This window comes from Chloroflexota bacterium (assembly GCA_016219275.1).
Lineage (GTDB): Bacteria > Chloroflexota > Anaerolineae > UBA4142 > UBA4142 > JACRBM01.
On record JACRBM010000024.1, the window covers coordinates 98040 to 123729 of the forward strand.

Annotated in this window: 29 protein-coding genes; 17 read left to right on the forward strand and 12 right to left on the reverse strand. The window is 55.0% G+C overall.

Going from position 1 to position 25690, the window contains the following annotated elements; translation table 11 throughout:
- Window positions 1–62: 62 nt before the first annotated feature.
- The 7 genes from HY868_04900 to HY868_04930 all read right to left on the reverse strand — a co-directional run bounded on the left by HY868_04900 (window position 63) and on the right by HY868_04930 (window position 8046).
- Window positions 63–1421, reverse strand: a complete 1359-nt coding sequence (locus HY868_04900) for a B12-binding domain-containing radical SAM protein (GenBank protein MBI5301454.1) — start codon at window positions 1419–1421, stop codon at window positions 63–65.
- On the reverse strand, window positions 1418–1744 hold the full coding sequence (locus HY868_04905) for a hypothetical protein (protein ID MBI5301455.1): 327 nt from the start codon (window positions 1742–1744) through the stop codon (window positions 1418–1420). The genes HY868_04900 and HY868_04905 overlap by 4 nt, the downstream gene beginning before the upstream one ends.
- Window positions 1734–3230, reverse strand: a complete 1497-nt coding sequence (locus HY868_04910) for a radical SAM protein (protein ID MBI5301456.1) — start codon at window positions 3228–3230, stop codon at window positions 1734–1736. Before HY868_04910 ends, HY868_04905 begins: the two co-directional genes overlap by 11 nt.
- A 171-nt stretch (window positions 3231–3401) precedes the next feature.
- On the reverse strand, window positions 3402–4070 hold the full coding sequence (locus HY868_04915) for a glycosyltransferase family 2 protein (GenBank protein MBI5301457.1): 669 nt from the start codon (window positions 4068–4070) through the stop codon (window positions 3402–3404).
- A 4-nt stretch (window positions 4071–4074) separates the two neighbouring features.
- Window positions 4075–5475, reverse strand: coding sequence for a B12-binding domain-containing radical SAM protein (locus HY868_04920; protein ID MBI5301458.1), 1401 nt, complete (start codon window positions 5473–5475; stop codon window positions 4075–4077).
- An 89-nt stretch (window positions 5476–5564) separates the two neighbouring features.
- The gene (locus HY868_04925) at window positions 5565–6341 is read right to left on the reverse strand and encodes a metallophosphoesterase (GenBank protein ID MBI5301459.1); all 777 of its coding nucleotides are present in this window, start codon (window positions 6339–6341) and stop codon (window positions 5565–5567) included.
- 202 nt (window positions 6342–6543) lie between these two features.
- Window positions 6544–8046 carry an aldehyde dehydrogenase family protein gene (locus HY868_04930; GenBank protein MBI5301460.1) on the reverse strand — a complete coding sequence of 501 codons (1503 nt, stop codon included), beginning with the start codon at window positions 8044–8046 and terminating at the stop codon, window positions 6544–6546.
- A 148-nt stretch (window positions 8047–8194) separates the two neighbouring features.
- Between HY868_04930 and HY868_04935 the strand changes: the two genes are divergently transcribed.
- The 5 genes from HY868_04935 (at window position 8195) to HY868_04955 (ending at window position 12689) form a co-directional block, all read left to right on the forward strand.
- Entirely contained in the window at window positions 8195–8536 is a 342-nt protein-coding gene (locus HY868_04935) for a hypothetical protein (protein ID MBI5301461.1), read from the forward strand.
- On the forward strand, window positions 8536–9351 hold the full coding sequence (locus HY868_04940; protein ID MBI5301462.1) for a PIG-L family deacetylase: 816 nt from the start codon (window positions 8536–8538) through the stop codon (window positions 9349–9351). The genes HY868_04935 and HY868_04940 overlap by 1 nt, the downstream gene beginning before the upstream one ends.
- A 133-nt stretch (window positions 9352–9484) precedes the next feature.
- Window positions 9485–10339 carry an alpha/beta fold hydrolase gene (locus tag HY868_04945; GenBank protein MBI5301463.1) on the forward strand — a complete coding sequence of 285 codons (855 nt, stop codon included), beginning with the start codon at window positions 9485–9487 and terminating at the stop codon, window positions 10337–10339.
- A 72-nt stretch (window positions 10340–10411) separates the two neighbouring features.
- Window positions 10412–11443, forward strand: a complete 1032-nt coding sequence (gene tdh / locus HY868_04950) for an L-threonine 3-dehydrogenase (GenBank protein MBI5301464.1) — start codon at window positions 10412–10414, stop codon at window positions 11441–11443.
- 55 nt (window positions 11444–11498) lie between these two features.
- Entirely contained in the window at window positions 11499–12689 is a 1191-nt protein-coding gene (locus tag HY868_04955) for a glycine C-acetyltransferase (protein MBI5301465.1), read from the forward strand.
- Window positions 12690–12704: 15 nt separating this feature from the next.
- Here the strand turns inward: HY868_04955 and HY868_04960 are convergent, their stop codons facing one another.
- Window positions 12705–13178, reverse strand: coding sequence for a putative toxin-antitoxin system toxin component, PIN family (locus HY868_04960; GenBank protein ID MBI5301466.1), 474 nt, complete (start codon window positions 13176–13178; stop codon window positions 12705–12707).
- Window positions 13108–13374, reverse strand: a complete 267-nt coding sequence (locus HY868_04965; GenBank protein MBI5301467.1) for a hypothetical protein — start codon at window positions 13372–13374, stop codon at window positions 13108–13110. Before HY868_04965 ends, HY868_04960 begins: the two co-directional genes overlap by 71 nt.
- A gap of 294 nt (window positions 13375–13668) precedes the next feature.
- Here HY868_04965 and HY868_04970 point away from each other — a divergent pair, with 294 nt between their 5' ends.
- From HY868_04970 to HY868_05000, 7 genes are all read left to right on the forward strand, one after another.
- Window positions 13669–14529, forward strand: coding sequence for a deoxyribonuclease IV (locus HY868_04970; GenBank protein MBI5301468.1), 861 nt, complete (start codon window positions 13669–13671; stop codon window positions 14527–14529).
- Window positions 14530–14549: 20 nt separating this feature from the next.
- Complete coding sequence (locus HY868_04975; protein ID MBI5301469.1) at window positions 14550–15161, forward strand: hypothetical protein; 612 nt, start codon at window positions 14550–14552, stop codon at window positions 15159–15161.
- A complete protein-coding gene (locus tag HY868_04980; GenBank protein MBI5301470.1) occupies window positions 15162–16001 on the forward strand; it encodes a hypothetical protein in 840 nt (279 codons plus the stop codon).
- 218 nt (window positions 16002–16219) lie between these two features.
- Window positions 16220–18013, forward strand: coding sequence for an ATP-binding protein (locus tag HY868_04985; protein MBI5301471.1), 1794 nt, complete (start codon window positions 16220–16222; stop codon window positions 18011–18013).
- Window positions 18014–18072: 59 nt separating this feature from the next.
- Window positions 18073–18867 (forward strand): alpha/beta hydrolase, encoded by a 795-nt coding sequence (locus HY868_04990; GenBank protein MBI5301472.1) that lies wholly within the window; start codon window positions 18073–18075, stop codon window positions 18865–18867.
- A gap of 110 nt (window positions 18868–18977) precedes the next feature.
- Entirely contained in the window at window positions 18978–19346 is a 369-nt protein-coding gene (locus HY868_04995; protein MBI5301473.1) for a hypothetical protein, read from the forward strand.
- A gap of 165 nt (window positions 19347–19511) precedes the next feature.
- Window positions 19512–20924, forward strand: coding sequence for an aspartate ammonia-lyase (locus tag HY868_05000; protein MBI5301474.1), 1413 nt, complete (start codon window positions 19512–19514; stop codon window positions 20922–20924).
- Between the two features lie 72 nt (window positions 20925–20996).
- On the opposite strand, the gene HY868_05005 is transcribed toward HY868_05000, so the two are convergent.
- Window positions 20997–21446 carry a putative toxin-antitoxin system toxin component, PIN family gene (locus HY868_05005; GenBank protein MBI5301475.1) on the reverse strand — a complete coding sequence of 150 codons (450 nt, stop codon included), beginning with the start codon at window positions 21444–21446 and terminating at the stop codon, window positions 20997–20999.
- Window positions 21424–21696, reverse strand: a complete 273-nt coding sequence (locus HY868_05010; protein ID MBI5301476.1) for a hypothetical protein — start codon at window positions 21694–21696, stop codon at window positions 21424–21426. Before HY868_05010 ends, HY868_05005 begins: the two co-directional genes overlap by 23 nt.
- A gap of 148 nt (window positions 21697–21844) precedes the next feature.
- On the opposite strand from HY868_05010, the gene HY868_05015 reads away from it, so the two are divergent.
- The 5 genes from HY868_05015 (at window position 21845) to HY868_05035 (ending at window position 24951) form a co-directional block, all read left to right on the forward strand.
- A complete protein-coding gene (locus HY868_05015) occupies window positions 21845–22186 on the forward strand; it encodes a DUF433 domain-containing protein (GenBank protein MBI5301477.1) in 342 nt (113 codons plus the stop codon).
- A 90-nt stretch (window positions 22187–22276) separates the two neighbouring features.
- Window positions 22277–22450 carry a hypothetical protein gene (locus HY868_05020; protein ID MBI5301478.1) on the forward strand — a complete coding sequence of 58 codons (174 nt, stop codon included), beginning with the start codon at window positions 22277–22279 and terminating at the stop codon, window positions 22448–22450.
- A 97-nt stretch (window positions 22451–22547) separates the two neighbouring features.
- Complete coding sequence (locus HY868_05025) at window positions 22548–22775, forward strand: DUF2281 domain-containing protein (GenBank protein ID MBI5301479.1); 228 nt, start codon at window positions 22548–22550, stop codon at window positions 22773–22775.
- Window positions 22772–23125, forward strand: coding sequence for a type II toxin-antitoxin system PemK/MazF family toxin (locus HY868_05030; protein MBI5301480.1), 354 nt, complete (start codon window positions 22772–22774; stop codon window positions 23123–23125). Before HY868_05025 ends, HY868_05030 begins: the two co-directional genes overlap by 4 nt.
- 239 nt (window positions 23126–23364) lie before the next feature.
- On the forward strand, window positions 23365–24951 hold the full coding sequence (locus HY868_05035; GenBank protein ID MBI5301481.1) for a hypothetical protein: 1587 nt from the start codon (window positions 23365–23367) through the stop codon (window positions 24949–24951).
- Window positions 24952–25149: 198 nt separating this feature from the next.
- Here HY868_05035 and HY868_05040 read toward each other — a convergent pair whose 3' ends face one another.
- Window positions 25150–25449 carry a putative toxin-antitoxin system toxin component, PIN family gene (locus tag HY868_05040; protein ID MBI5301482.1) on the reverse strand — a complete coding sequence of 100 codons (300 nt, stop codon included), beginning with the start codon at window positions 25447–25449 and terminating at the stop codon, window positions 25150–25152.
- Window positions 25450–25690 lie beyond the last annotated feature (241 nt).

Genomic DNA, 25690 nt, shown 5'->3' on the forward strand with positions numbered 1-25690 from the left:
GAAATTTCCTTCCGTTCCCTCATTTCCTTCCGTTCCCTTTTTTCAAATGAAGGAAATCGGAATTACGCTTTAATCAGCGCGTCCTCGAACACGCCGGATTTGCCGCGCAAGAATTGCGGCAGTTCCGCGTTCACCTCGCGCTCGAACTTGCCCTTGAGCAATTGCTTGTAGAACTTGTAGTCAATGCCCTTGACTTTTTCATCGTCGGGATAGCGATGATAGTTTTCTTTCGACATGCGGCTCTTGCCTTCGGCGATCAGTTGATAGCCAAGCGCCGACCCAGGATACGGCGCATAGTACGAAATCGAAGGGAGCACACGCTTCATACGCTTGAGCATCCGAATCGTGTCGAACGCGTCCTCCGGCGTTTCGCCGGGAATACCGAGCATGATGTTCGCCCAGAATTTCGGCGGGATGTAGCCGCGCGCTTCGACATCGTCGCCGATTTTGTTCAACAGATCACTCGCGAAATAATTGTCCTCCGCAGTGCATTCCTTGTTCAGGATTTTCAATACGCGATCGCTGCCCGACTCGAAACCGATCGAGATGATATTCCAATTCGTTTCGCGCACGAGCGCCTCGAACAAATCGGGCCATTGCCGCACCGTATCGGAACGCCCCGCCGCCCAGTACGACCAACGCCGATGCGCCCGGCGCGGATATTTTTCGATCCATTCACGCAACCACGCCGGATGCTGAAAGAACATCGAATCGTGAATCACGAACGAGCCGAGCGGACCGAACTTGTCGTCGAGATAGTTCAGTTCGTCAATCACCTGGTCTACCGATTTGCGTCCCATGTTCGGAATGTACGACGACTCGTTGCAGAACACGCATTGCCACGGACACACGCGGCTCGTCAGGATCGTCGCGACCGGACCAGGACCCCAGCCGCATTCCGGTTCGAGGGGCCAGGGAAAATCCGGCAAATTCGGATTGGGCCACAAGGTGCGATCCATCAAGAGCCAGTCCGACATGGATTTCGCGCCGATGCCTTGCACGACGCGCGGAAACGCGCGCGGGTCTTTTAGCAAGTCCACGATGACGTTCTCGCCCGGACCTTGGCAGATGTGATCGAACTCGTGGACCGTTTGCATTTCATCCGGCGCAACCGTCGCGTGCATTCCGCCGGTGATGACGATGCCGTGCGGATTCACTTGCTTGAAAATTTTCGCGGCTTGGTACGCGAACGGGTACGTGTAACTGCGGACATTCATCACGAGCAAATCATAGTTCGCGACTATCTTGGGCAACTCATCCCAGGTTCGCAATGCGCGCGTCGAAACCAAATCGGTTTCGACGCCATTGCTTTTCAACACCGTTCGAAGCAGACCCAAGCCGTGATCCTGCCAGCGGTCGTGCGCGCCGGCGGGTCGCACGAACACACCCAGGTCACCCAGGTCGAGCCACAGTCGTTTCATTTCCTTCGTGATAACCTCTGCGCCAAAATTTTCGGTTTTAGTTGTCGGCGGATCAGCTTCAATTCGGCCGGCAACAGAATGAGGAACGCCAGTAAGCCAGTCAGCGCACCGATCAACAGAACGATGGCGACGGTGATGAATTTGGGAGACATCGGTAGCCCATCAACATCTTTGAAGAAAACAATGCCCCCGTACAGAACGACCGTCGCGACCGCGATCCCCAGAGTCAAACCGCCCACCATGTAGTAGTTGAGCAGCTTGAGCAATTCGGTAAATTCACACTTGGCGATCCAGTCGCGATCGTCACCGCGCTTAACACGCAACTTGAGTCTCCTCGACCATCGCTTTCACGTCGTCTTTGGTTTTTCTGGGGAACGCGACGTGCCATGCCATTCGCAACACACGCGGAAAATTCTGCCACGTGGATTTACGCATGAATGTCATCAAGATGCGATGCGGACGATAATAGAATCGGCGGTACGCTTCTTTCCACTTTTTCTCTTGCGCGCTCGCCGTAGTTTCGCCTAGTTCAAACCGCGCCTTGCCTTCAAAGAAAACATAGTCCTGCCAATCCTTGACGAGCATTCGTCCGCCGTTGCGATGCACCTGCTCCCAGACCTTGGTCCCTGGATACGGCGTCATCATCGAAAAATTCGCGACGAGCGGATCGAGTTCGCACGCGAATTGAATCGTCTTTTCCATCGTTGCTTCGGTGTCGCCCGGCAAGCCGATGATGAAAAAGCCGACCGTTTCGAGTCCGACCTTTTTCGCGTTCTTGAACGCGGCGCGGATTTGATCGTGCGTCACGCGCTTGTCAATGGATTCGAGAATATCCTCGTCGCCGGTCTCGACGCCGAACGCGAGCCGCAACAATCCGGCATCTTTCATGTGCCTGAGCAATTCCTCGTCCGCAAGATTCGCGCGAATACCGTTGATGAGGATCCACGGCACGTGATTGAGTTTTTCTTGGATGAGCAAATCGCACAACTCGTGCAAGCGTTTGCGATTGATGTTCGCCGAATCGTCGAGGATGCCGATTTCTTGGGCGCCCAATTCGACGACGAGATGTTTCCACTCTTTGACGACGCTCTCCGGCGAACGCGCGCGCCACTTTTCCGCCATCACGCTTTGCGAGCAGAACGTGCAACGATACGGACAGCCACGCGAGGTCATAATGCTGAACGACTTGCCCATTTCAATCGCATCCATCGCCGGTTGCAGTGAGGTGTAGCGCTCCATCTTGAAATACCGGTACGCCGGATACGGCAGTGCGTCGAGATCGGCAATCGCGGGACGTTCGTGCATGTGGCGAATTTTGCCGTCGCGTGTTTGGTACGTAATGCCGAGCACGCCGTCGAGCAATTTTTGCGCGGGGTCGTGCAGGTCTTGCGTTTTGAAATTCGGATTGCCGGCTTTGGCGCGTTCGACGACCTCGCACAAATTGATCCAGGTATCTTCGCCTTCGCCGCGCGCAACAACGTCAATTTCCGGACGCGACGCGGATTCTTCCGGCAACGCGGAAACGTGCGGACCGCCCTGCACAATCGTCACGTCGAGCGCCGATTTGATTTCGCGCGCAGCGAACCAGCCCTGCTTGACCTGCGGCGTGTTGCTCGTAATGCCGACGATGTCGGGCTGATAGTCGCGCACGAAATCGGTCAGTTTGACTTCTTCGACGTCCATATCAAAGACGCGCACCTCGTCACCGCGCCGCTCGCTGACCGCGGCGAGATACGCCAGACCCAGGTGCGGCGTCGTGCGAGTATCAATCGGAAGTTGAAAGCGTGGATTTATCAGTAGAACGCGCAAAGCGTGCCTCCTAGAACTGGAGATGGGAAATTGGACGTTGGAAATTGGAAATTAGAGATTGGAGAGTAGCGATCAGAGTGATGACGCAGCCATTATAGCATCGTGGGCGAGATGCGTCAATTATTCGACTCGCGGCGCAGCGTGATTTTTATAAAAATTTTTATATTTATTCTACGCCGCCGCAAAGCGGTAGCGGATCAGCGCGGCGAGCGATTTGATGCCGTCGCGCACGCGGCGCAGTTTCTTGTCGCGCCGGGGATGATACGCAATCCGTACTTGACCGAACGCGACGCGCCGCTTCGCCAGTTTCGCCGTGATCTCTGGCTCGATCTCGAATCCGCGCGAGCATAAATGCAACGCGCGCAGCAACGCGGTCGGCACGACCTTGTAACACGTTTCCATATCTGCAAGCCGCGTGCCGAGCAATAGATTCGTCATCGCCGTGAGAAATGCGTTGCCGAGATGACCGATCAACGGTTGTGTGCTCAAATCGCGCACGCCGTACACCACCTGCGCTTCGCCGCGTTCGAGCGGCGCAAGCAAGCGCGCATAGTCGCGCGGGTCGTACTCCGTGTCGGCGTCTTGAATGATGCACACATCGCCCGTCGCGTGCTGCAAGGCGGTTTGAATCGCGCCGCCCTTGCCGCAATTCGCCGCGTGATGAATCACCTTGAGACGCGGATCATTGAAACGCTCAAGCAGGCGCGGCGTCGCATCGGTGGAGCAATCGTCCACCGCGATGATTTCGCAAGCCACCGGCGAGGCGAGGACGCGGTCGAGACACGCTTGCAGTTCGCGTTCCTCGTTGTAGATCGGCAGGAGCACAGTGAGACGAGGCAAAATGCTAGTCCGTAAAAGTTGGGGTGGTGAGGTTCAAACGCGCGGGTGTGCGCCACTTGAAATCCGGCTCGCGGTCGCGATAACTGACCGTCTGCCGATAACCGACATCGGTACTGAAACTGGAAAACGCGCGGCGCTGATACTGATGAACTGGATGACGCCGCAACGCGCGGAACCCGCGCGTCGCAATCGAGAGCGGCGCGTACGCGCGGCGACAAATCCAATCGTACCCGCGTCGCAATTGTTCCACCGTCATCTGCTTCGGACGAAAGACGACGTGCGCGGTGTCGTACTTGCTCCACGGTTCGTTCGACAAGAGGCGGTCTTGCTCGATGTACTCGCGGCGCAACTCCGTTCCCGGGTACGGCGTCATAATCGTGAAACTCACCGCGTCGAGTCCGCTCTCGCGCACAAAGTTCCAGGTATTCTCGAATACGTCCGGCGTGTCCCCGTCGAGACCCAGGACGAATAGACCGACGACGCCGATCCCGTGCGCGTGCACGGTTTCGATTACGCGCTTGTACTCCGCGACGTTGCCTTTGCTCTTGCCGCCCAGGTCGCGGCGATTGCCCGCATTGATGGACTCGAAGCCGATGAAGAATTTATCGAGATGGGCGCGGCGCGCCTGCGCGAGTAATTCCGGAAAATTGCCGACCATCATTTCGGCTTGCGCCGTCCAGCCGTTCAAATCCAATTTCGCGAGCGCGTCGAACAACTGCGTGATATAGTCAGGGCTGGTCCGAAAATTCAAACCGAAATTATCGTCGGTCAGGAAAAAGCGTTTGATCCGCCGCCGCGCGATTTCATCCACGATTTCATCAATCGGACGATGGCGCATCACCTTGCCGCTCACGCGAATTGCCGTGCAGAATGTACAATCGCGCGGACAGCCGCGCGTGATTTCCATGTACGGCGTCCAATAGTTGCGATGTTCGTCCACCATCTTGAGCACGCGGTCGGTAATCGGCGCGACGCCGGCAAGGTTTGCCCAGGTTTCGTCCACGTACAGTTTTTGGAGACGATCCTTCAGCGCGTCACCGATGATTTGGGGCCACGTGTGATAGCCCTCGCCGACCGCCGTCACGTCCGCCCATTGCACAACTTCGTCCGGGATCAACGTCGCGTGTGTGCCGCCGATCACGACGCGCGCGCCGCGCCGCCGCGCCTCAAGTGCAATGTCGCGCGCGCGCTCAATCGTCAACGTTTTGCTCGTGATGCCGACCAGGGTGTGTGCGTCAATGCGCGACATCGGCAGCGCGATCAAATCTTCATCCCAGATTTCAACCGGGATTCCGTCGGGCACCAAACTCGCGAGACGCATCAACGTATAGGGCGAGCCGGGCGCTTTGCCCCACAAGCGACCTTCGCGTCCGGGCCAGATGAGCACAATTTTCTGTATGTCCATCGTTTATCCAATTCGTAATTCGTAATTCAAAATTCAAAATTCAAAACGGCAGGTCCTGAATTTCGAATTTCGAATTTAGAATTCAGAATTCAGAATTTCCTTCCTCGCTGAAACGTAAACGCACGGTCACTGACAAACGCATCCGCGCGTTCGTCGAATCGTCGCACAAAAACGCAAATCTCTTTGTCGTCGAACGTGATGAAATTGTAGCTATTCGAATTGCCGTGTCGCAGGCGATTACATGTCGCGGTGCCGGCGCGCGCAATGACGATGCCTTCCAGAGTTTGAGTTGCGTTCGGAATGTGGGTGTGTCCGTTCAACACCAACTCGACGCCGGCGTGTGCGAGCAAGTCGCGCGCGCGCGACGGGAACCAGATCCCTGCCGGTTTCCACTTGCCCGCCCAGTCGAGTTGATGATGCGTCGCGAGCACTTTGACTGCGGCGCGCGGCGCATTCGCGAATTCGCGCGTCAACCACGCGCGTTGCGCGCGCGACCAAAAACCGCCGGGCAGAATCGGACGATTATCGTTCAGCCCCGCGATAAACCAGCCGCGCGTCGCGAGCATTGCATCCGCGCCGTTGTGAATGTACTTTTCATAGCGCGCCATTGGGCGCACCAATCGTTCGAACGGCGCAAAGAGCGGTTGATCGTGATTCCCAGGAATCGTCAAGGTCGGCGTCGTCATTCGGTCGAGGTACGCGCGCGCGTGCGCGTACTCCGTGTGCCGCCCCCGCATCGTAAAATCGCCGGAAACGACGACCACATCCGGCTTGAGCATGGCAATCTCGGAGAGAATCAATTCGCCAAGATGCGGCACATACGCCGGACCAAAATGGAGATCGGAGAGATGGACGAGAGTAGGCATAATTCAATCGGCAGTATTCAGTAGACATTATCGGGAATAAGACATCTCTCGCCAAGCCGCCAAGAACGCCAAGTTTTTTAAGATGATTCTTTGCGTGCCTTGCGTCTTGGCGAGAGGTAAAAGTTGTTTCCGATAAAGTCTAGTATTCAGTGTTCAGTGTTCAGAAAACGCGCACGGAATACTGAACACTGTTGACTGAAAACTAGATTTTCTTGACTAACTCATCAGTATCAATCTGCGCGCGTTGCAAGCGCCCGCTGTAATCCACGTAGATTGTCTTCCATTCGCAAAATGTGTCAAGTACGACCGGACCTCCGCCTTCGCGATGACCATTGCCGGTGCCGCGCGTGCCGCCGAAAGGCAATTGCACTTCGGAGCCAATCGTCCCGGCGTTGATGTAGAGAATGCCGGTCGTCACATCACGCATCGCTTCGAACGCGCGATTCACGTTCGACGTGTAGATGGAGGTCGAGAGACCAAAGTTTGTGCGATTGTTGATGGCGATGGCATCGTCGAGCGATTGCGCTTCGATGATCGCGAGCGACGGTCCGAAAATTTCTTCTTGCGCGACGCGCATCGTCGGCGTCACATTGTCGAAAATCGTCGGCTGGTAAAACGAACCGCGCGCAAGTTCACCCTGGGTTGCGATGTTGCCGCCAACCAACACTGCCGCGCCTTCCTGTTTCGCGATATCGGTGTACGCGTGAATTTTTTCGGCGGCGGGACGATTGATGACCGGACCGACATCCGTCGTCGCGAGCAAACCATCGCCAAGCCGCAAACGCGCGGTACGCGGCACAAGCCGATCGAGCAGTTGCTGTTTGATCGCGCGATGTGCAATGACGCGACTGCACGCGGTACACCGTTGTCCGCTCGTGCCGAACGCGCTCCACAAAATTCCTTCGACGGCGAGATCGAGATCGGCGTCGTCCATCACGATGATCGCGTTCTTGCCGCCCATCTCCAACGACACGCGTTTCAAATGTTGCGCGGCTTGGATCGAAACCGTGCGTCCGATGTCGGTCGAGCCGGTAAAGGTGACGAGGCGCACCCTGGGATGCGCGACGAGCGCGTCGCCGACAACGCTGCCGCCACCCGTCACCAAGTTGACGACGCCCGGCGGAAAGCCCGCTTGTTCGTAAATCTCGATCATGCGCGCGGCGAGCACCGGCGTATCGCTCGCCGGTTTCCACACGACCGTGTTGCCGCAAACGAGCGCGGGAAACATTTTCCATGCTGGGATCGCGATCGGAAAATTCCAGGGTGTGATCGCGGCGACGACGCCGAGCGGATCACGGGTTGCCATCGCCCACTTGTTCGGCAGTTCGCTCGGCACGAGCAAACCGTTCAAGCGGCGACCTTCGCCCGCTATGTACAGCGCCATGTCAATCGCTTCTTGAACATCACCCAGCGCCTCGGGCATGACCTTGCCCATCTCGCGCGTGAGCAGTTCGCCGATCTCTTGTTTGCGCGCGCGCAAAATTTCCGCGACGCGATAGATCAACTCGGCGCGTTTCGGCGCGGGGTACTTGCGCCATTTCTCGAATGCCGTACTCGCCGCGTCCACTGCATCGTTCACATCGCGCGCATCCGATTTTTGTAAGACGCCGATCAGTTCCCCATTCGCCGGGTTGCGGCTCTCGAAGGTGTTGCCGCGGTGAGAGGGCACCCATTTGCCATTGATAAAATTGTTGAACTCGGTCACGTTAAACCTCCTCTTTGAGGATTCCTTTCGCAGCTATTTTAACCGCTTCATTAAAAAATGGCAACGCGGTACGGCATTTCATACGCAACTTTAAGTTGCGCTCTATCCAATTATGCTATAATCTTAGGGATATGAAGGACAAGCGCGTATGCGACTGATCTCGGAATTCTTGTTTGCGCATTGGGCGGTGCCCGCGCTGCGTGATTTACGCGGCGCGCGTTGGCGCGACCTGGTCACGCGCGTCGCCGCGCTGCCCGCGACCGATCCCGACGCGCTCGCGTTCGCGCTGGCAATGGTACGGGTGAATGGCTGTGTGACGTGCGACATCAAACGCTACCGTGAACGCGGCGGCTGCGCCAGCTGTAGCAAATTCGTTTTGACGACACTCAACAAAGAAAACGAAGCCGATCTCTTGACCCGATTTCGCGCCGCGCAAAAAGAAATCGCGCGCGCGTTCAAAGTATCAGCATCTCTCAAAAAGGCGGCTTGATGGCTCGCGCATTAGCAGATTTGACGTTACGCGAACACACGTTGACAGGCGAGAAACTTTCTCTGCTCGCCGTCTTCGCGCACCCGGAAGACGAATCGTTTGGTCCGGCTGGCACACTGGCGAAATACGCGAGCGAAGGCGTCCAGGTTTCGCTCGTCACGACGACGCGCAAAAATCTGCATCACGGCAAAACCGCGCCGGTCGCGCCGCTCGACGCGCTGAAACACGCGCGCGAGGCGCGTGATCGGTTGTGCTCGTGCCGCACGACCGGCATTCGGCGCGCGTGCTACTTTGACATTCTGCCGGGCGATCTCGACAAAATTGACGAGTCGGTGATCGAAGATCAACTCGTGCGATTGGTGCGTGAACTGCAACCCCAGGTCATCGTCACATTCGGTCCCGATGGTTTGTCCGGCGACAAAGAACATCAACTCATCAGCCGCGTGACCACCGCCGCATTTCGCTCGGCGGGCAATCCCGACAAGTTTCCGCATCACTTTCGCGAAGGGCTGGGCACGTACTCGCCGCAAAAATTGTACTATTGCGTTTTGCCGGCGAGTGTCGTGAGCCAGTGGGGCGCGCAGGGATTGTTCTCGGTGCCTGACGAAACGATTACGACGACGCTTGACGTTTCGGCATTCACCGGCTCGGTGACCAAGGCGCTCTATTGTCAACGGAGTGAAGCCACCGATTTCATTCGCTGGCTGACCAAGGAACGCCAGGTGCATTGGAACATGGAATACTACTTGCTCGTCGAATCGCGGCTGAACAAAAAGCCGCGGCGCGAAAAAGATTTGTTTGCGGGACTGCGTTAGAAGCGGGGCGACTCACTGAGTCGCCCCGACTATTTTATTCGCCGCGTGAATGTGGTATAATTTGCATGAGAGGCAATGATGCCAACCATGCTTTCCCCAAATCTTCCCCACGTTTTTTCATCGAGGTAATCCCATGCGACGCATCGAATTCAAGTCTGACGATGCCACCACTCTGCGCGGCGTGCTGTTTGAACCGATGACACCTCGTCCACATCCCGTCATTGTTTTCGCGCACGGCTTACTTTCCACCCACGACGAGTTTGGCGATTACCCCGCGCGTTTTTGCGAACGCGGCTACATGACACTCGCGTTCGACTTTCGCGGTCACGGCGCGAGCGATGGACTGCGCGGCTATATTTCCGAAGAACGCTGGGTGGCGGATTTGCGCCACGCGCTCGATTACATCGAAGCGAACCCAGCCGTGGACAATGACCGCATCGCATTGTTCGGTCATTCGTTCGGCGGCGGCGCGGTGATTTGCGCGACGGCGCGCGACGCGCGTGTGCGCGCGGTCGTCGCCGGCGCAACGGTCGGTCGTCTGCGCGATGAAATCGCGCCGAGCGAAATGTCGCTGTACAAAATCGTGGATTCGTTCAACCGTTTTCAAAAATCGTTCACGCGCCATCCGCTCTATCTCCCCTACCGCGTCGGCTATAAGGATATTTTCGCGGACGATCACGCGCGCATCAACGCCGAACGCCAAGGATTTTTGCAGCGCTGGATTTGCGCCGATAGCATTCCGAATCTGTTCATGCAAGACGCGCTTGCGTGCGCGGCGAACGTGCGCGTGCCCGCGCTCATTGTCCAGAGCGAACTCGACCGCGTCGTGAACCCCGCGAGCACGCGCAAGCTTTTCGACGCGATCCCCAGCGAGAAAGCGTGGTACGTCGTTCCTGGGTCGGGACATTCGTTTGTGACCGACGCTCACGGTGCAGAGGCGTTCGAACATATCGCGGCATGGATGGATCGAAATCTCAGTAAACAGTGAACAGTAAACAGTTGACTGTTCACTGTTCACTGTTTACTGTTCACTGCTCACTGTTACTGCCAAGGAGGAACGATGAAAGCGCTTGTCAAAAAACACGCGCGACCTGGGTTGTGGCTCGACGATGCGCCGGTGCCGCAAATCGGCATTGACGATGTACTCATCAAGATTCACAAGACTTCGATTTGCGGCACGGACGTGCACATCTGGAACTGGGACGCGTGGTCGCAAAAAACGATTCCGGTGCCGATGACGATTGGGCACGAGTTCGTCGGCACGGTCGCGGCAATTGGCAGCAACGTGCGCGATCTCGCGATTGGCGATATCGTTTCCGGCGAAGGACACATCGTTTGCGGCAAATGTCGCAACTGTTTAGCGGGACGCCGGCATCTTTGCAAAGACACGCAAGGCGTCGGCGTGAATCGCACCGGCGCGTTCGCCGAGTACCTCGCGATTCCCGCGTCGAACGTGTGGCATGCCGATCCCAGGATTCCGCTCGACATCCTCAGCATCTTCGATCCATTCGGTAACGCGATGCACACTGCGCTCACATTCCCGGTGCTCGGCGAAGATGTGCTCATCACCGGCGCGGGTCCCATCGGCACGATGGCGACTGCGATTGTGAAACATGCCGGCGCGCGTTACATCGTCACGACTGATGTGAATCCATATCGGCTCGATCTCGCAAAAAAGATGGGCGCTACCGTCGCGCTCAACGTGTGCGAGAAAAGGATCGCGCAGGTGCAAAAAGAATTGGGCATGAAAGAAGGGTTCGACATCGCGCTCGAAATGTCCGGCAACCCGGACGCGTTCAAGGAAATGATCGCGAACATGTGTCACGGCGGCAGAATCGCGATGCTGGGAATTCCGAACCAGGAAATCGCGATTGATTGGAACAAGGTCATCTTTAGCATGTTGACGATCAAGGGCATTTACGGGCGCGAGATGTACGAAACGTGGTACTTGATGCAATCCATGTTGAACAGCGGCTTGGACATTAGCCCGATCATCACGCATCGTTTTCACTACACCGAGTTTGAAAAAGCGTTCGAGGTGATGCGGTCGGGAAATTCGGGCAAGGTGATTTTGAATTGGGTGGAGGAGTGACGGCAGACCGCTGACCGCAGAAATTTTACGGCGGTCGGCAGTCACGGAGGCAATGATGTCAAACAAACTACAATGGATTTCCGACGAACTCGACGCGCTCAAGCAGCAAGGTCTTTTCAACACGATTCGCACAATCGGGTCGCCATGCGGCGCGTGGATGACCGTGGATGGTAAGCGCGTGCTGAATTTTTGCACGAACAATTACCTTGGTCTGGCGAACGATCCGCGTTTGCGTGACGCTGCTAAAAAAGCGATTGACGATTGGGGCGTCGGTCCTGCCGCCGTGCGGAGCATCGCCGGCACACTCGAACTGCATCGCGAATTCGAGCGACGCATCGCCGCGTTCAAAGGCGTCGAGGATGCGTTGTACGTCCAATCCGGTTTTTGCGCGAATCAAGCCGCGATCCCGCCGATGGTCGGCAAGGACGACGTGATTTTCACCGACCGACTGAATCACGCGAGCATCATTGACGGTTGTCGTTTATCGTCCGCGAAAATTTTGATCTACGCGCATTGCGATGTCGCGGACGCCGAGCGCGTCATTCGCGAGAACGTCGGCAACTATCGCCGCGCGTTGCTCGTCACCGACGGCGTGTTCTCGATGGATGGCGACATTGCGCCACTCGATAAATTGTACGAGGTGTGCGAACGGTACGGCGTCATCACGATGGTGGACGACGCGCACGGCGAAGGCGTAGTTGGACGCGGCGGGCGCGGCATCGTGGATCATTTCGGTTTGCACGGCAAGTTCGATTTGGAGATCGGTACGCTCTCGAAAGCGTTCGGCGTAATGGGCGGCGTGATCGCAGGAAAGAAAATCGTCGTGGATTGGATTCGCCAACGCGCGCGCCCATTTTTATTTTCTAGCGCGGTCACGCCGGCGGACACCGCCGCGTGTCTCGCCGCCGTGAACTTGCTCGAACAATCCACCGAACTGGTGGACAAACTCTGGGAGAACACGCGCTATTTCAAAACCGAAATCAAGCGGCTGGGTTTCGATACGGGCGTCAGCACAACGCCGATCACGCCAATCATGCTTGGCGAAGCGCCGCTCGCGCAACAATTTTCGCGCGCGCTGTTCGACGCGGAGCGCGGCGTGTTCGCGATGGCGATTGGTTTTCCGACCGTCGCCAAAGGCAAAGCGCGCATCCGCGTGATGATTTCCGCCGCGCATTCGCGTGACGATTTGAATCGCGGGTTGGACGTGTTTGCGAAGGTGGGGAAAGAGTTGGGGGTGATCAAATAAAAAATGGAGCAGGTGTCAGTTTAACACTTGCTCCACAAAATCGCGCGGCGCGAGAATTTCGACGCCGCGAGAATGACCCAGTTCGAGAAGATGCTCGTCGCCGGAGACGATGTATCGGGCTTGACCTTCAACGGCACAGGCAATCAGAAAATCGTCGTCGGGATCGCTGGGAACAACTCGCGCAATCTCATTTGTGAAAACGTGTAGCGCGTTCGTATCGAGATAAAATGATACCGATGCAACTCGATCACCTATCTCGAGGTAACGTTTGGTGATATGCGGACGCTGGATCACTTCAAGGTACTCCTCTATCAAAGTGGTCGAAACGACGAATTGGATCTGACCGGCAATTGCCGCGTCAATCACTCGCGCCGGGAATCCCTTATGTGCCAGAGTCCCACTAACAAGAACATTCGTATCAACCACGACGCGCACGGCGTTCAGCCCGAACTTGCTTAACAACCGCCGTAACATCTGCCATAACTTCATCTTCGTTGACTCCTTCGTTGGCAGTACGGATAGATTCAACCGTTTTTGCAAACTCGTCGCGGGCTTGCCGACGGATCGCATTGCGATTTAGTTTTGCGTCTAACAATCGCCAAAGCTTGACTTGCTGGGCAACTGGCATTTTGCCAATAGCGGCAAGCAGTTGCTCGAACGTCAATTCGATATTGGTGGTGGTCATTTCATTCACCTCACGTCTAACTTTTTGTATCTCGGTTCGATTTGAATTATAACACGATTGAGGAATTTTGGGCAGTGCGGAAAAAATGTACTTTTTGAGACTGTAGTATTGTTACCGGAGAGATCGAGATATTCACCGCAGAGGCGCAGAGAACACCGAGTTTTTTAGAAAAATTTCCCTCTGCGATCTCGGCGTTCTCCGCGTCTCTGCGTTAAATCCGATTTACGGTCGCAATGCCACAGTGCCTACTTTTTGATGAAATACGGGCGAGCCGCCCGCACTACAGGAGGTCTCATGCATCTCGGCGCACACATGTCTATCGCCGGTGGAGTGGAGAACGCGGTTCTGAGCGGACATCAAATCGGCTGTGACGCGATTGCGATGTTCACCAAGAACAACAATCAGTGGAAAGCGAAACTGCTCACCCAGGAAGACGCGGACAGATTCAACGCCGCACTCGCCGAAACTGGGATTCGGCAGGTCGTCGCACACACATCGTACCTCATCAACCTCGCGTCGCCGGACGCGGCGCTCTGGAAAAAATCTATCGCGGGGATGGAAGACGAACTGAAACGCTGCAACTTGCTCGGCATTCCGTACCTCGTCCTGCATCCTGGGTCGCACATGGGCAAGGGCGTCGAGTGGGGCATCCAGCGCGTCGCCGACGCGTTCAATCGCATCCACGAGAAATTGCCGAACGTGCGCGTGATGACCTTGCTCGAACACACGGCGGGACAAGGCAATCACCTGGGTCACTTGTTCGAAGAACTCGCGCAAATGCGCGAACTCATCGCGGAGAAAAAACGCATCGGCGTGTGTGTGGATTCGTGCCACCTGTTCGCGGCAGGATACGATCTCCGCAAGCCGGAGACGTACACAGATGTGTTCAAACGCTTTGACGATACGATTGGCATTCAGCACATCAAGGCGTGGCATCTCAACGATGCGAAAATGCCGCTCGGCTCGCGTGTGGATCGGCACGAGCACATCGGCAAGGGCAAACTGGGTCGCGGCGCATTCCGCAACATCGTGAACGATCCACGCTGGCGCGATTTGCCCGGCTTGCTCGAAACGGAAAAGGGACCGGAGTTGAAAGAAGACAAGATGAACTTGCGCGTGCTGCGGAGTTTACTGGACGCGGATAAACGCGGATAAACGCGGATTCTTTTTTACCGATGATTCAACTCACCACTACCGCTATCGAAAAGCAAATTGCAAATTACAAATTGCAATTCGATTCCGTCAAAGATGACGAGATCGAGTGGAAGTATCAACCGCCGCCGTTCGTCGCCGCGTTCGTCGCGTTCGTCGAGCAATGCAGACGCGTGCCATCGCAAACCGAGTTCGCCGATTATTATTTCGCGCGGCATCGCGAGGAATTGCATCAAGCGTTCGAAGAACGCTGGCGCGACCAAGTCGAACGCAATCGCAAGAAACGCGCACTCGTCGCGCGGCTCAAGCGCGCGTATCCCTCGTTCGTGCGCGACCTGTACTTGTTCGCGCTGTTGCGCGAGCACGGCATCGCGGTCGAGTACGACGCGGTGCGCGACATTGAAAGCGGCGTGGATTTGCTCGTAACCCGCAATCGGCGTACAATTCAGGTGCATGTGTTTCTCGACAGTCCGCGCGCGCAGAAAGGACGCGCAAAAAAGAACACACGGCACGCGTTCGCGGGCGAACACCTCGACGTGGTTCTGTGTCGCGAACACTGCAACGTCGTCGGCGCATTCTGGCTGCCCACGTTGCGACACGTCGAACAAATCAAAGCAGTCCTCAAGGAGGCATGAATGAGCAAGTTAGCTAAAATCCTAGTTCCCCTTTTTGTCCTGGTTGCGCTTTTCGTTTTTGCGCTCCCCGTTCTTGCCGATCAGCCCGGCAACAACGAAGACCCGTTTGGCGGATTTCCAATCATGGTCACGATTCCCGGCGACGAAGCGATGATCGCGCGTCTCGGTTTGATCGGTCCTTTGCCCGGCGGCTTGCCGAGCCGCAATAGCGGCGATGGCACGTCGCCGCGCCGCGCGATCAACATCGGCGGCATCTGGGGCGGGCAACCGTTCGTGGCAGGCGAGATGCCGCCGGAATTGCAGAATTGTTCCCTAGTCCGAATTCCCGCCGGCGCGTATCGGTGGTTCAAGCTCGAATCGTACGGCGACCGCCGCACGCGCATTTGGCTCGACGATGAACTCAACTCCGCGACCAGACCATCGGGCAAGGCGGTCTTCGGCGCGGCGGATCGGTACATGCTGGGCACCGCGCCCGGCGATGTGTGGCAAACGAATTCGTTGAGCGGCAGAGGCGACCAGAGCGAAAACTTTTTGGAGGGATTCGTGATGGCGGTGTACGATCCGACGAACCTGCAACCGAACTGGGCGTATCAACCACCGAATGCCGCGTTGTTGAGCGTGAGTGTGGATGCGCGCGGAACATTGCTCCGCGGTTTCGACAATTTGTCGGTGAAGGACGTGACCGGCGCGGGCATTCACGGCTACGGCAGTTACAATGGTTATCAACCCAATCACCTCTTGTGGTACGAAGGACAATGGGCGGGCTGGGTGTACACCTCGATCTACAATCAAATGATCTGGGACGGCACCGCGACCGTGTGTAGTCAGCGCATGCCGTAGCGCTTCATCCATCCACGAAGCACACGAAGAACACGAATTTTTCGCGTATCTTCGTGTGCTTGTTTTTTTACGCGATGCTTGACACTCGTTTTTTGTTTCGCTATAATGCTCGCAGTAGAACGATTGTTCAGTCGAGTGACGCAACCCCCACCCTGCCCTCCCCGTACGCAACAACCGCAAACAGGGGAGGGAGAAACGTAACGACGACAGGAGTAGAAATGGACACAGTCGGTTATATCGTCGGCGAAGTACGCACGGATGAATTTACGTTTGTGACAAATCGCGAAATCGCGCCGCCGCGTCTCGAGTACATCGTCGTGCCGGTGGAAGAACCGACGCGGCACATTGACGTGCTCGCGCAAGTGACCTCGCTTAGTGTTTCATCGCGCTTGCTCGACACCTCGCTCTCGTACACCGAAGTCGAGTCCATCCTCAATCGTCTCAAATCCTCGCCGCCGATAGTCGTCGGCACCGCGCAAGTGCTGGGTTATCTCGAAGGAAACAACGTCCGCTTTCCGCGCCACGCGGCAACGCCCGGCACCAGCGTCGTCAACGCGCCGGATGAATTGCTACGCAAATTTTTCTCCGCGGTCGAAAGCGGCATCGCGATCGGCACACTCATCAATCGTCCGAGCGTCCCCGTGTTGCTCAACCCGAACGGCTTGCGCCGCCATCTTGCGGTGATCGCGCAGACCGGCGCGGGCAAATCGTACACCGTCGGCGTCATCCTCGAAAAATTGTTGCAACTCGGTGGCACGGTCGTCGTGTTCGATCCGAACAGCGATTATGTGTTGATGCGCCGCGATACGCAACATCGCGCGACCTCGTTCGCGAATCACGTCGAAATTTTCCGCCTGCCGACGACGCAAGCCGGGCGCATCCCCGACGAGGAAATCGGCGGCTCGAAAAAATTCACGCTGCAATTTTCCAAACTCGAACCGGACGAAATTTGCCAGATGACCGGCATCGGCGAGACCTCGACGAACATTCGCAAAGCGATTCAAACCGTCTGGGAAAAATTGCAAGGGCAAGATTACACCGCCGCAACCTTTCTCGACGCGCTCGACCAACTGGCGAACGCGGGCGATGCCGGCGCGCCGCCGCAACCTGGGATGCCGCGCGGACCGCGCAACTTGAATCCCGCGATTGGCGACGAAGATTCGTTTGATCGCGATTTCGCCCGACGCGTCGCGGAGAAAGCGAACCTCGGCGTATCCTGGGAAGATTTGGGCAAGCCAATACCCGATGAACCCACGCCACGTGAAAAGAAATCGAACAACGCCAAGATGCCATCGTTCGATGCGATCACCGGCGCGCAAAAGGCGCTCAAGTACGTCGAGCGACTGACCAAGATTGACATCTGGGGTTTTGAAGATGTGCCGATGGACGATTTGTTGCGCCCGATGAATCTGTCAGTGCTCGATGTTGCGGGTGTGGATCAATGGATCGCGGAATTTGTCGTGGACAAGGTGTTGCGCGAAACCTGGTCACGCGCGGTCAACGAAGGTTTAGCGCGCCCGGTCTTTTTCGTTTTGGAGGAGGCGCACAATTTTGTCCCAGGTGGCGCGGGCGCAAACTCGCAAGCCGCGTACATCATCAAGCGCATCGCGTCCGAGGGTCGCAAGTTCGGCTTGTTCCTCGTCCTCATCACGCAACGCCCGTACAAAGTTCACGGCGACACGCTCTCGCAGTGCAATTCGCAGATCATCATGCGACTCACGAATCCGCAAGACCAGCAAGCGATTCGTCTTTCATCGGAAAGCATCAGCGAAGGATTGCTCGGCGATCTGCCCGGCTTGAACATCGGCGAGGCGGTCGTCCTGGGTCCGCTCGTGCGCGTGCCGGTGATGGTCAAGGTCGGTCACCGCGAATCGAAAGAAGGCGGCAACGACATTGACGTGATCGGCGCGCTCGAACGCGCGCGGAGCGAAGTCATCACCGAAGTACGCGATCAAAAATCGAAAGAAGAAAAAAAGGCGCGCGGGCGAAGTGAGTGGAAGGAAGCGGTGTAGGAATTGACAATTGGCAATTGTCAATTACCAATTACCAATTGCAATCCGTTCGGTGAATCATGTCCATAATTCAAATCGGTTCACAAACAATTTTTTACGACGAGCACGGCGCGGGGCACTCGCTCTTGCTCATCACCGGGCTAGGTGGCTCGCGGCTCGGTTGGTGGAAGCAGATCGAACCGTTCGCGCAACGGTATCGCGTTTTTGCAATGGACAATCGCGATGCAGGTGACAGTGCGCGTGCCATCGCGCCGTACACGATTGACGATATGGCGAACGACGCCGCGGGCGTGACTCAAAACCTAGGCGTCGCGCCGGCATTCGTCCTCGGCTACTCGATGGGTGGTTTTATCGCGTTGCAGTTGGTCCTGCAACATCCAGAACTCGTGGACAAGTTGATTCTCGTTTCCACGTCCGCTGGCGGACCCGCGCACGTTAGACCATCGCCGGAAAACATGGCGCTGTTGGCGCGCGACCCGAACGAAGATGCCACAACGCGCATCCGTCGCACTCAGCATTTACTCACCGGCGCGAAATATATTCCACCCGAAGACCTGGCAGAACTGATTGACCACGCGCGGCGCGTGCCGATGTCGCTCGATGCGTATCAACGGCAAGCCGTCGCGGCGATGGCATTTCACACGAGCGGCGTACATAAACGCTTGCGCGAGATTCGCGTGCCCACGCTCGTCATTCACGGAGACGCCGACCCGCTCGTCCCATATCCAAACGGGCAGGCGCTCGCGTCTGCGATTCCGAACGCAAGATTGGTGACACTCGCCGGAGTTGGACATTTGCCGCGCATCGAAGCGACCCAGGAATTCAATCGCGCGGTGATCGAATTTTTGGGGTAGTATTTTTGCCCACCAAGCGCATAAAGGTCACAAAGAATTTCGGGTGAGATTTAGTGTCCTTGGTGTTCTTCGTGGGAGAAAAAAATGCTTCCTGCAAAGGAGTTGGCGGTATGCCACAGTCCAGAGATTTCCAAGCCACGTTTACGCACTTGAAAACCGTCCTGCAAAAATACGCCGAGCATCTGACCGTTACGGCAGACACACCAAGCAACTATTCGCTCGACGCGGGATACTCGGAGAAATTCAAACGCACGATGTTTTTCGGCGCGGTGACGATCAAGAAGAACTACGTGAGTTTCTATTTGATGCCGGTGTATGTCTTTCCCGATTTGCTCAAAGGTATTTCGCCCGCGCTCAAGAAACGAATGCAAGGCAAATCGTGTTTCAACTTTACGACGATTGACGATGCGATGCTAAAAGAACTCGCCGCGTTGACGAAACAAGGTTTCGCACGATTCAAGAAAGAGGGGTTCATCTAGATGAAAATCAACGCGATCAATGCCAAGTCTGTAACTGATAATCTACTCCAAAGTCGAATTGGATAGTAACGTTTAGGTGAATCTGACAGCCAGTTTTCGCACAAGCATACTACACCAATACAGGCGCCATCGTTGGCAATTGCAAGCACTCGGAGAGGAGGCGAAATGGGTTTTCGAATTGAACAAGATTCGCTCGGCATTGTAAGTGTGGCGGATGACGTATTGTGGGGCGCGCAGACCCAGCGCGCAATTCAAAATTTTCCTATTAGCGGACTGAAACCTTATCGCGCGTTTATCTGGTCGATGGCGATCATCAAGCGCGCCGCCGCCGAAGTGAACCGCGACCTAGGACTGCTCGACAAAAAGATCGCGGACGCGATTGTCGTCGCCGCACAAGAAGTGATTGACAACCGGTGGGAATCCCAGTTCTGCGTAGATCCATTCCAAGCGGGTGCCGGCACCTCGCACAATATGAACCTCAACGAAGTCATCGCGAATCGCGCCAATCAGATCCTGGGATTCAAAATTGACGATCCGAAAAAACCGGTCAACCCGAACGATCACGTGAACATGGCACAATCCACCAACGACACGATCCCAACCGCGATCCGTTTGGGCTGTCTATGGCGGCTCGATGAAATGTTGAAAACAATCGGCACGCTGGCAGACGCGCTGGACGCCAAAGCCACAGAATTTAGCGGCATTGTCAAATCGGGACGCACCCACTTGCAAGACGCTGTCCCCATCACCCTTGGGCAGGAATTTGGCGCATACGCTCAAGCCGTCCGAAATGATCGGGAGCGCATCGCGGCGGCTGGAGATCGTCTTCGGCGATTGGGAATCGGGGGCACGGCGACCGGGACAGGGCTGAATGCGCATCCGGAATATCAACCGCGCATGATAAATCGAATCAACGAATTGACTGGACTGCATGTTCGTTCGAGCGGAAATCTCTTTGAATCCATGCAGTCGCAGGCGGACGCCGCCGATTTTTCCGCGACGATGAACACGCTCGCAATCACGCTCACGCGGATCGCGAATGATTTTCGTTTGCTCGCGTCGGGTCCGGCGACCGGACTGGACGAAATCCGATTGCCGGCGGTTCAACCTGGGTCGTCCATCATGCCGGGGAAGGCGAATCCCGTCTTGGCGGAGATGTTGAACATGGTGTGTTATCACGTCATGGGAAACAATCTGACAATCGCGCTGGCGTCCGCGGCGGGGCAGTTGGAATTGAACGTGATGATGCCGATCATCGCGTACAATCTGTTTCAAATGATGGACGTGCTGATCAGCGCGATCAACGCGTTCACGACGAAATGTGTCGTCGGCATCATCGCGAATCGCGAAAAAGCGGAAGGATGGCTCGCCAAATCTACGGTGCTCGTCACCGCGCTAAACCCAGTGATCGGATATATTAAAGCCGCGCAAGTGTCGCAAGAGGCAATGGCGCGCAACGTGACGATCAAGCAAGTCGTATTGGAAAAAGGTTATTTGAAAGAAGACGAGCTTGACCAAGTACTGGACGTGCGTAAGATGACCGAAGGTGGAATCATGCAAGTCAATGGAGGAGGATAAGCCCGCGGGATGATTAAACTCGCAGAGATGCCATTGCTACGAGGATTTCGTCTAAATCTCATCAAAGCGTGCTTATATCTCGCCTGCATCCAGTTTTATGAGGAACTGTTGCACACTCAACACGGTAACGCCGTGCGCGTCAAGATGCTTGATGAGATCGAGGTCGCGCTTAATGTCGTCGTCGCGTGAGACGGCGTACTGCGCTTGCCCCAGAATCGCCGTTTCGAGAATGAGATCATCGTCCGGATCGCGACACTCGCGCACTGAGCCGGTCGGCACGATAATGTGACTGCGGCGGATCATCAGTTGCAAAAGTTCTTCGACATCGCTGGCTTGAATGGAGTACTTGCGCGTGATACGCGGGCGAGTCAAAACCTCGGAGAGTTCATCAAGCAGAGGTAACGAGACGACAACCTGAAACCGATTGTCCAGCCACGCGCGATGCAAGCGCGCCGGGAAACCCGCGGGGTTGATAAATGCCGAAACCCATACATTCGTGTCAACGAGAACGACGATGGGCACGGCGCTTTGCCTTTACTTCGGAGGATGCGGCGGTAATGTCAGATTCAATTTCCTTCGGATCAAAGCGCGCCATCCGCGCGTGAACACGTGCGAGCAAATTATCGAACTGCTCGCGCCACGCTTGCTCATCCGCGTTCAAGCGTTCCGCCAACAAGCGTTCTGCCAGCGCGTTGGGGGACAAGCGGTTGCGTTTTGCCTCGCGATCAAGTTGCTTGAAAATAGTTTCTGAAATCGTGAGTGTCCGTATCATCTCTGCCTCACTTTAGTTTCTCGGTCAGGATATTACAACGGTTGGGCGATTTCGGCAAGCGGGAACAGGCGTTTCGCAAGATTGTGATAGCGCATCATCGCGATTTCATGTATAATGTCACGCAGAAGAATGAGAGAGGTGATGCGCGATGAAAAAGATCGGCAAGAAAATCCCAAGCCCAAGAGCGCGATCCAAAAACGCGCTTGCGCTGAAAAACCCAGTCCGCTCCACAAAACGCAACCGACTGATCCTGGGGCGCTATATCGTCGCCGACTCTGCAATCTGTCATGGCAAGCCCACCTTTCGCGGCACACGCATTATTGTATGGCAAGTGTTGGAAATGGTCGCGGAAGGAACAGATTGGGAAACCATCATTGCGCAATGGCATAGCAGCATCACGAAAGAAGCGATTGCCGAAGCCGTCCAATTATCCAGCGAAGCATTCTTCCGACACATAGACGAATTTGTTTTGGAGCCGACGCGCGCATGAACATCCTTGGTTGGTCGAGTAGTAATCCGCGTCACTCACGCGGTTTTTTTCTGTTTGGCGTCGAAATGCGCCGAAGGAAACGTACGTCAATTGGCAGATGCGCAGTACGCGCCCACGCTCAAGAAACGAATGCAAGGTAAGTCGTGTTTCAACTTTGCGACGATGGACGACGCGATGCTCAAGGAACTCGCCGCGTTGACGAAGCAGGGGTACGATAGATACAGGAAAGAGGGATTCGTATCACACGCGAGCAAAGCAGAGTAGGCAGCGGATGGTGAATGTTTGCCATTTTGCCTTTGCAACCCAAATAGGAAACGTGGTAAAATGGCAAGCAATAAGTTACGCTTGAGGAGGAAAGCCAATGCCAGCAGTTGAGAGAATTCACCGATACGTCCAGCAATTGCCACAACCACTACAGGCAGAAGTACTTGATTTCGTAGAGTATCTTTTGTCAAAAGTGGAACGCGAGCAAAACCAGCAAGACGAATCAGAGTGGTCGGGCTTGTCTCTCGCGTCGGCGATGCGCGGTATGGAAGACGAAGTGACACCGGTATACACTATCGCTGATTTAAAAGTGGTCTTTTCATGAAACGCGCCGGACAAATCGTCCTATTCAAATTTCCGCAGACCGACCTCGCACAAGGAAAATTTCGCCCTGCGCTTTTGGTAGGCAAATTACCCGGTCAATTCGACGATTGGTTGATTTGCATGATCTCATCTCAAACGCAACACGCTATCGTGGATTTTGATGAACTCATCGAACTTGACGACCTGGACTTTGCAAAATCTGGTCTGAAAGTAACCAGCGTGATTCGGGTAGGACGGCTTGCGGTCGTCAATGGAGAAGCATTACTCGGCGCGATTGGTGAAATTGATGAGGAGCGGTTGCGCCGCATCAAAACACACCTTGCAAAATGGTTAACGGAACCTGGCGATTGAACACGAGCAAATTCCAAGCAACGAACAAATTTGTTTTGGAGCCGACGCGCGCATGAACCTTCTCGATTCGTCGCGCAGTAGTCCGCGTTTCTCACGCGGGTTTTTCTTTTTGGCGTCGAAACGCGACAAAAGAAACGTACATCAATTGGTAGATGAATGACGCGCGCCGCCGCGCTCGAACGCGCGCGCAGTGAATCCATCACGTTCAAGCGCGAGGAGAAATCGAATGAGGAAAAGAAATGGAAAGAGATTTAGGCGAGATGGCCCAAGCTACGCTCAAAACTTGGGCAGCTCAGATGACAATAACTGCTAATGCCTCAAACTCCGACCGTGAAGGTTGGGATTTCTTGTTACAGTTTCCGCCGACACTACCAGTGGCGGGAGTACCTCTCGACCTGCGCGCCACTAGAATTGAATGCTTTGTTCAGGTCAAAGGCATAGAGACAACGAGGCAAAGAAAATCCATTACTCTCAGCAATTGGGAGAAGCTAGTAGGCTCGCCTCTTCCCGCTTTCTTCCTCATTATTGAATTCGGAAAAGAGAATGATCCTCAACACGCCTATCTTGTCCATGTTAATGAAGAATGGATAGCCAAAGTATTAAAGCGGCTCCGCGAACTACCCGATACGGAAAAAGAATCACTGAATCAACATACGCTTGATCTAACTTGGTCCATGGCGGACAGGATAGATACACTCAATGGCAAAGGACTCAGTACTGCTATCCGTCGACATATCGGGAACGATTTTGATAAATATGTCCAGAAAAAGAAAAATCTGCGCGAAAAAGTTGGGCATAATGCCGATGCTATTTTCAAGTTTACCTCGACCGGGTTCAAAAGCGTTTATGACATGCATGAACAATGGATGGATTTTGCTATTGGACTTCGCGATTCACTACCTGTGTCCACGTTTACAATCGAAAAGCAAGTTAGATTTGGTATACCTGCAGAACATATCGAACACCAAGACGGTATGGTTTCAATCACTCCCCTTGGAAAATCCGTCACTTTGCTGATAAGCAACACCGAGAAATCCAAGGAGTCAAGGTTTCATGCGATGCTTTATACCCCCACTTCTTTTGATCCTAGCGGGATTATCCCCAAAGAACAGTTGAAAGTCCGGGTAGTATCTGAAATAGGCAATTTCGTTTTCCGCCCTTTTGCCAATCCAATCACGTTTTCGACCACGTGGGATATTGAAGATGTTACCAAACCTCGAAAACTAGGCGAGCTAGCCAACCTATGGCGCGCAAGAGAAATATTCATGAACGCCCAATCAGAAGGGGTCATTCTGGAGATTCACGACGATGAGAATTCACCATGTCGACTAGAATCCAGAGGACACAAATTACTGGGCAACGAGGATCTCGCATCAATGGCAACGGCTGTAGACCGTGCTTGGTTTTTGGCTAGATTGTTTGATATATCCGCCGATACGGAAATGCCCTTGGCGCAAATACTGGGACAGGATTCCAACTTCAAGACTGTACGCGATTTGGGTGATCCCAATATTCGAATAGCATCAATTATGACGCGCGTCATCGATGGCGATTTCAACACAGAAAAAGAACACGCACTGATCTTCTCACGAGTATTGCACTTCGGGAAAGTCATACTAGCCGTCTTTATCGGCTTCGCAGGATATCCAACCATTGCCAATGGTGAATCTGGGGAAAAGATTCTTGAGATAAGAAAACCGAACCGAATTCTTCTCGACCACAAGAAACTCGAGAAAATAGACCAGTCGGAGTACAAGCAACTAATACAGAGTGAATCAGAAAGAATGAAAAGTATGGGATACGAGGTATCTGATATTGCCGAGTAGGTCAAGAACCACCCAAATCCAAAATCACAAATCGAAAATCGAAAATCCACCATGATCAAACTCGTTTGCACAGCCGATAACCACCTCGGTCGCTTTTACGGCAAAATGAACGCGAAACAACTCGCGGAACGGCGCGCACACAGTGAATCCATCACGAGGTCCTTGGAGAATTCGGTAGAGGAAATTTCAGCAAGCGAGCTAGATCTCGCCCGCATCCAGTTTAGTGAGGAATTGTTGCACACTCAACACGGTAACGCCGTGCGCGTCAAGATGCTTGATGAGATCGAGGTCGCGTTTAATGTCGTCGTCGCGTGAGACGGCGTACTGCGCTTGCCCCAGAATCGCCGTTTCGAGAACGAGATCATCGTCCGGATTGCGACACTCGCGCACCGAGCCGGTCGGCACGACAATTTGACTGCGGCGGATCAACAGTTGCAAGAGTTCTTCGACATCGCTGGATTGAATGGAGTACTTGCGCGTGATACGTGGGCGAGTCAAAACATCGGAGAATCATCAAGCAGGGGTAACGAGACGACAACTTGAAACCGATTGTCCAGCCACGCGCGATGCAAGCGCGCCGGGAAACCCGCGGGGTTGATAAACGCCGAAACCCAAACATTGGTATCAACGAGAACGACGGTTGGCACGGCGCTTTGCCTTTACTTCGGAGGATGCGGCGGTAATGTCAGATTCAATTTCCTTCGGATCAAAGCGTGCCATCCGCGCGTGAACACGTGCG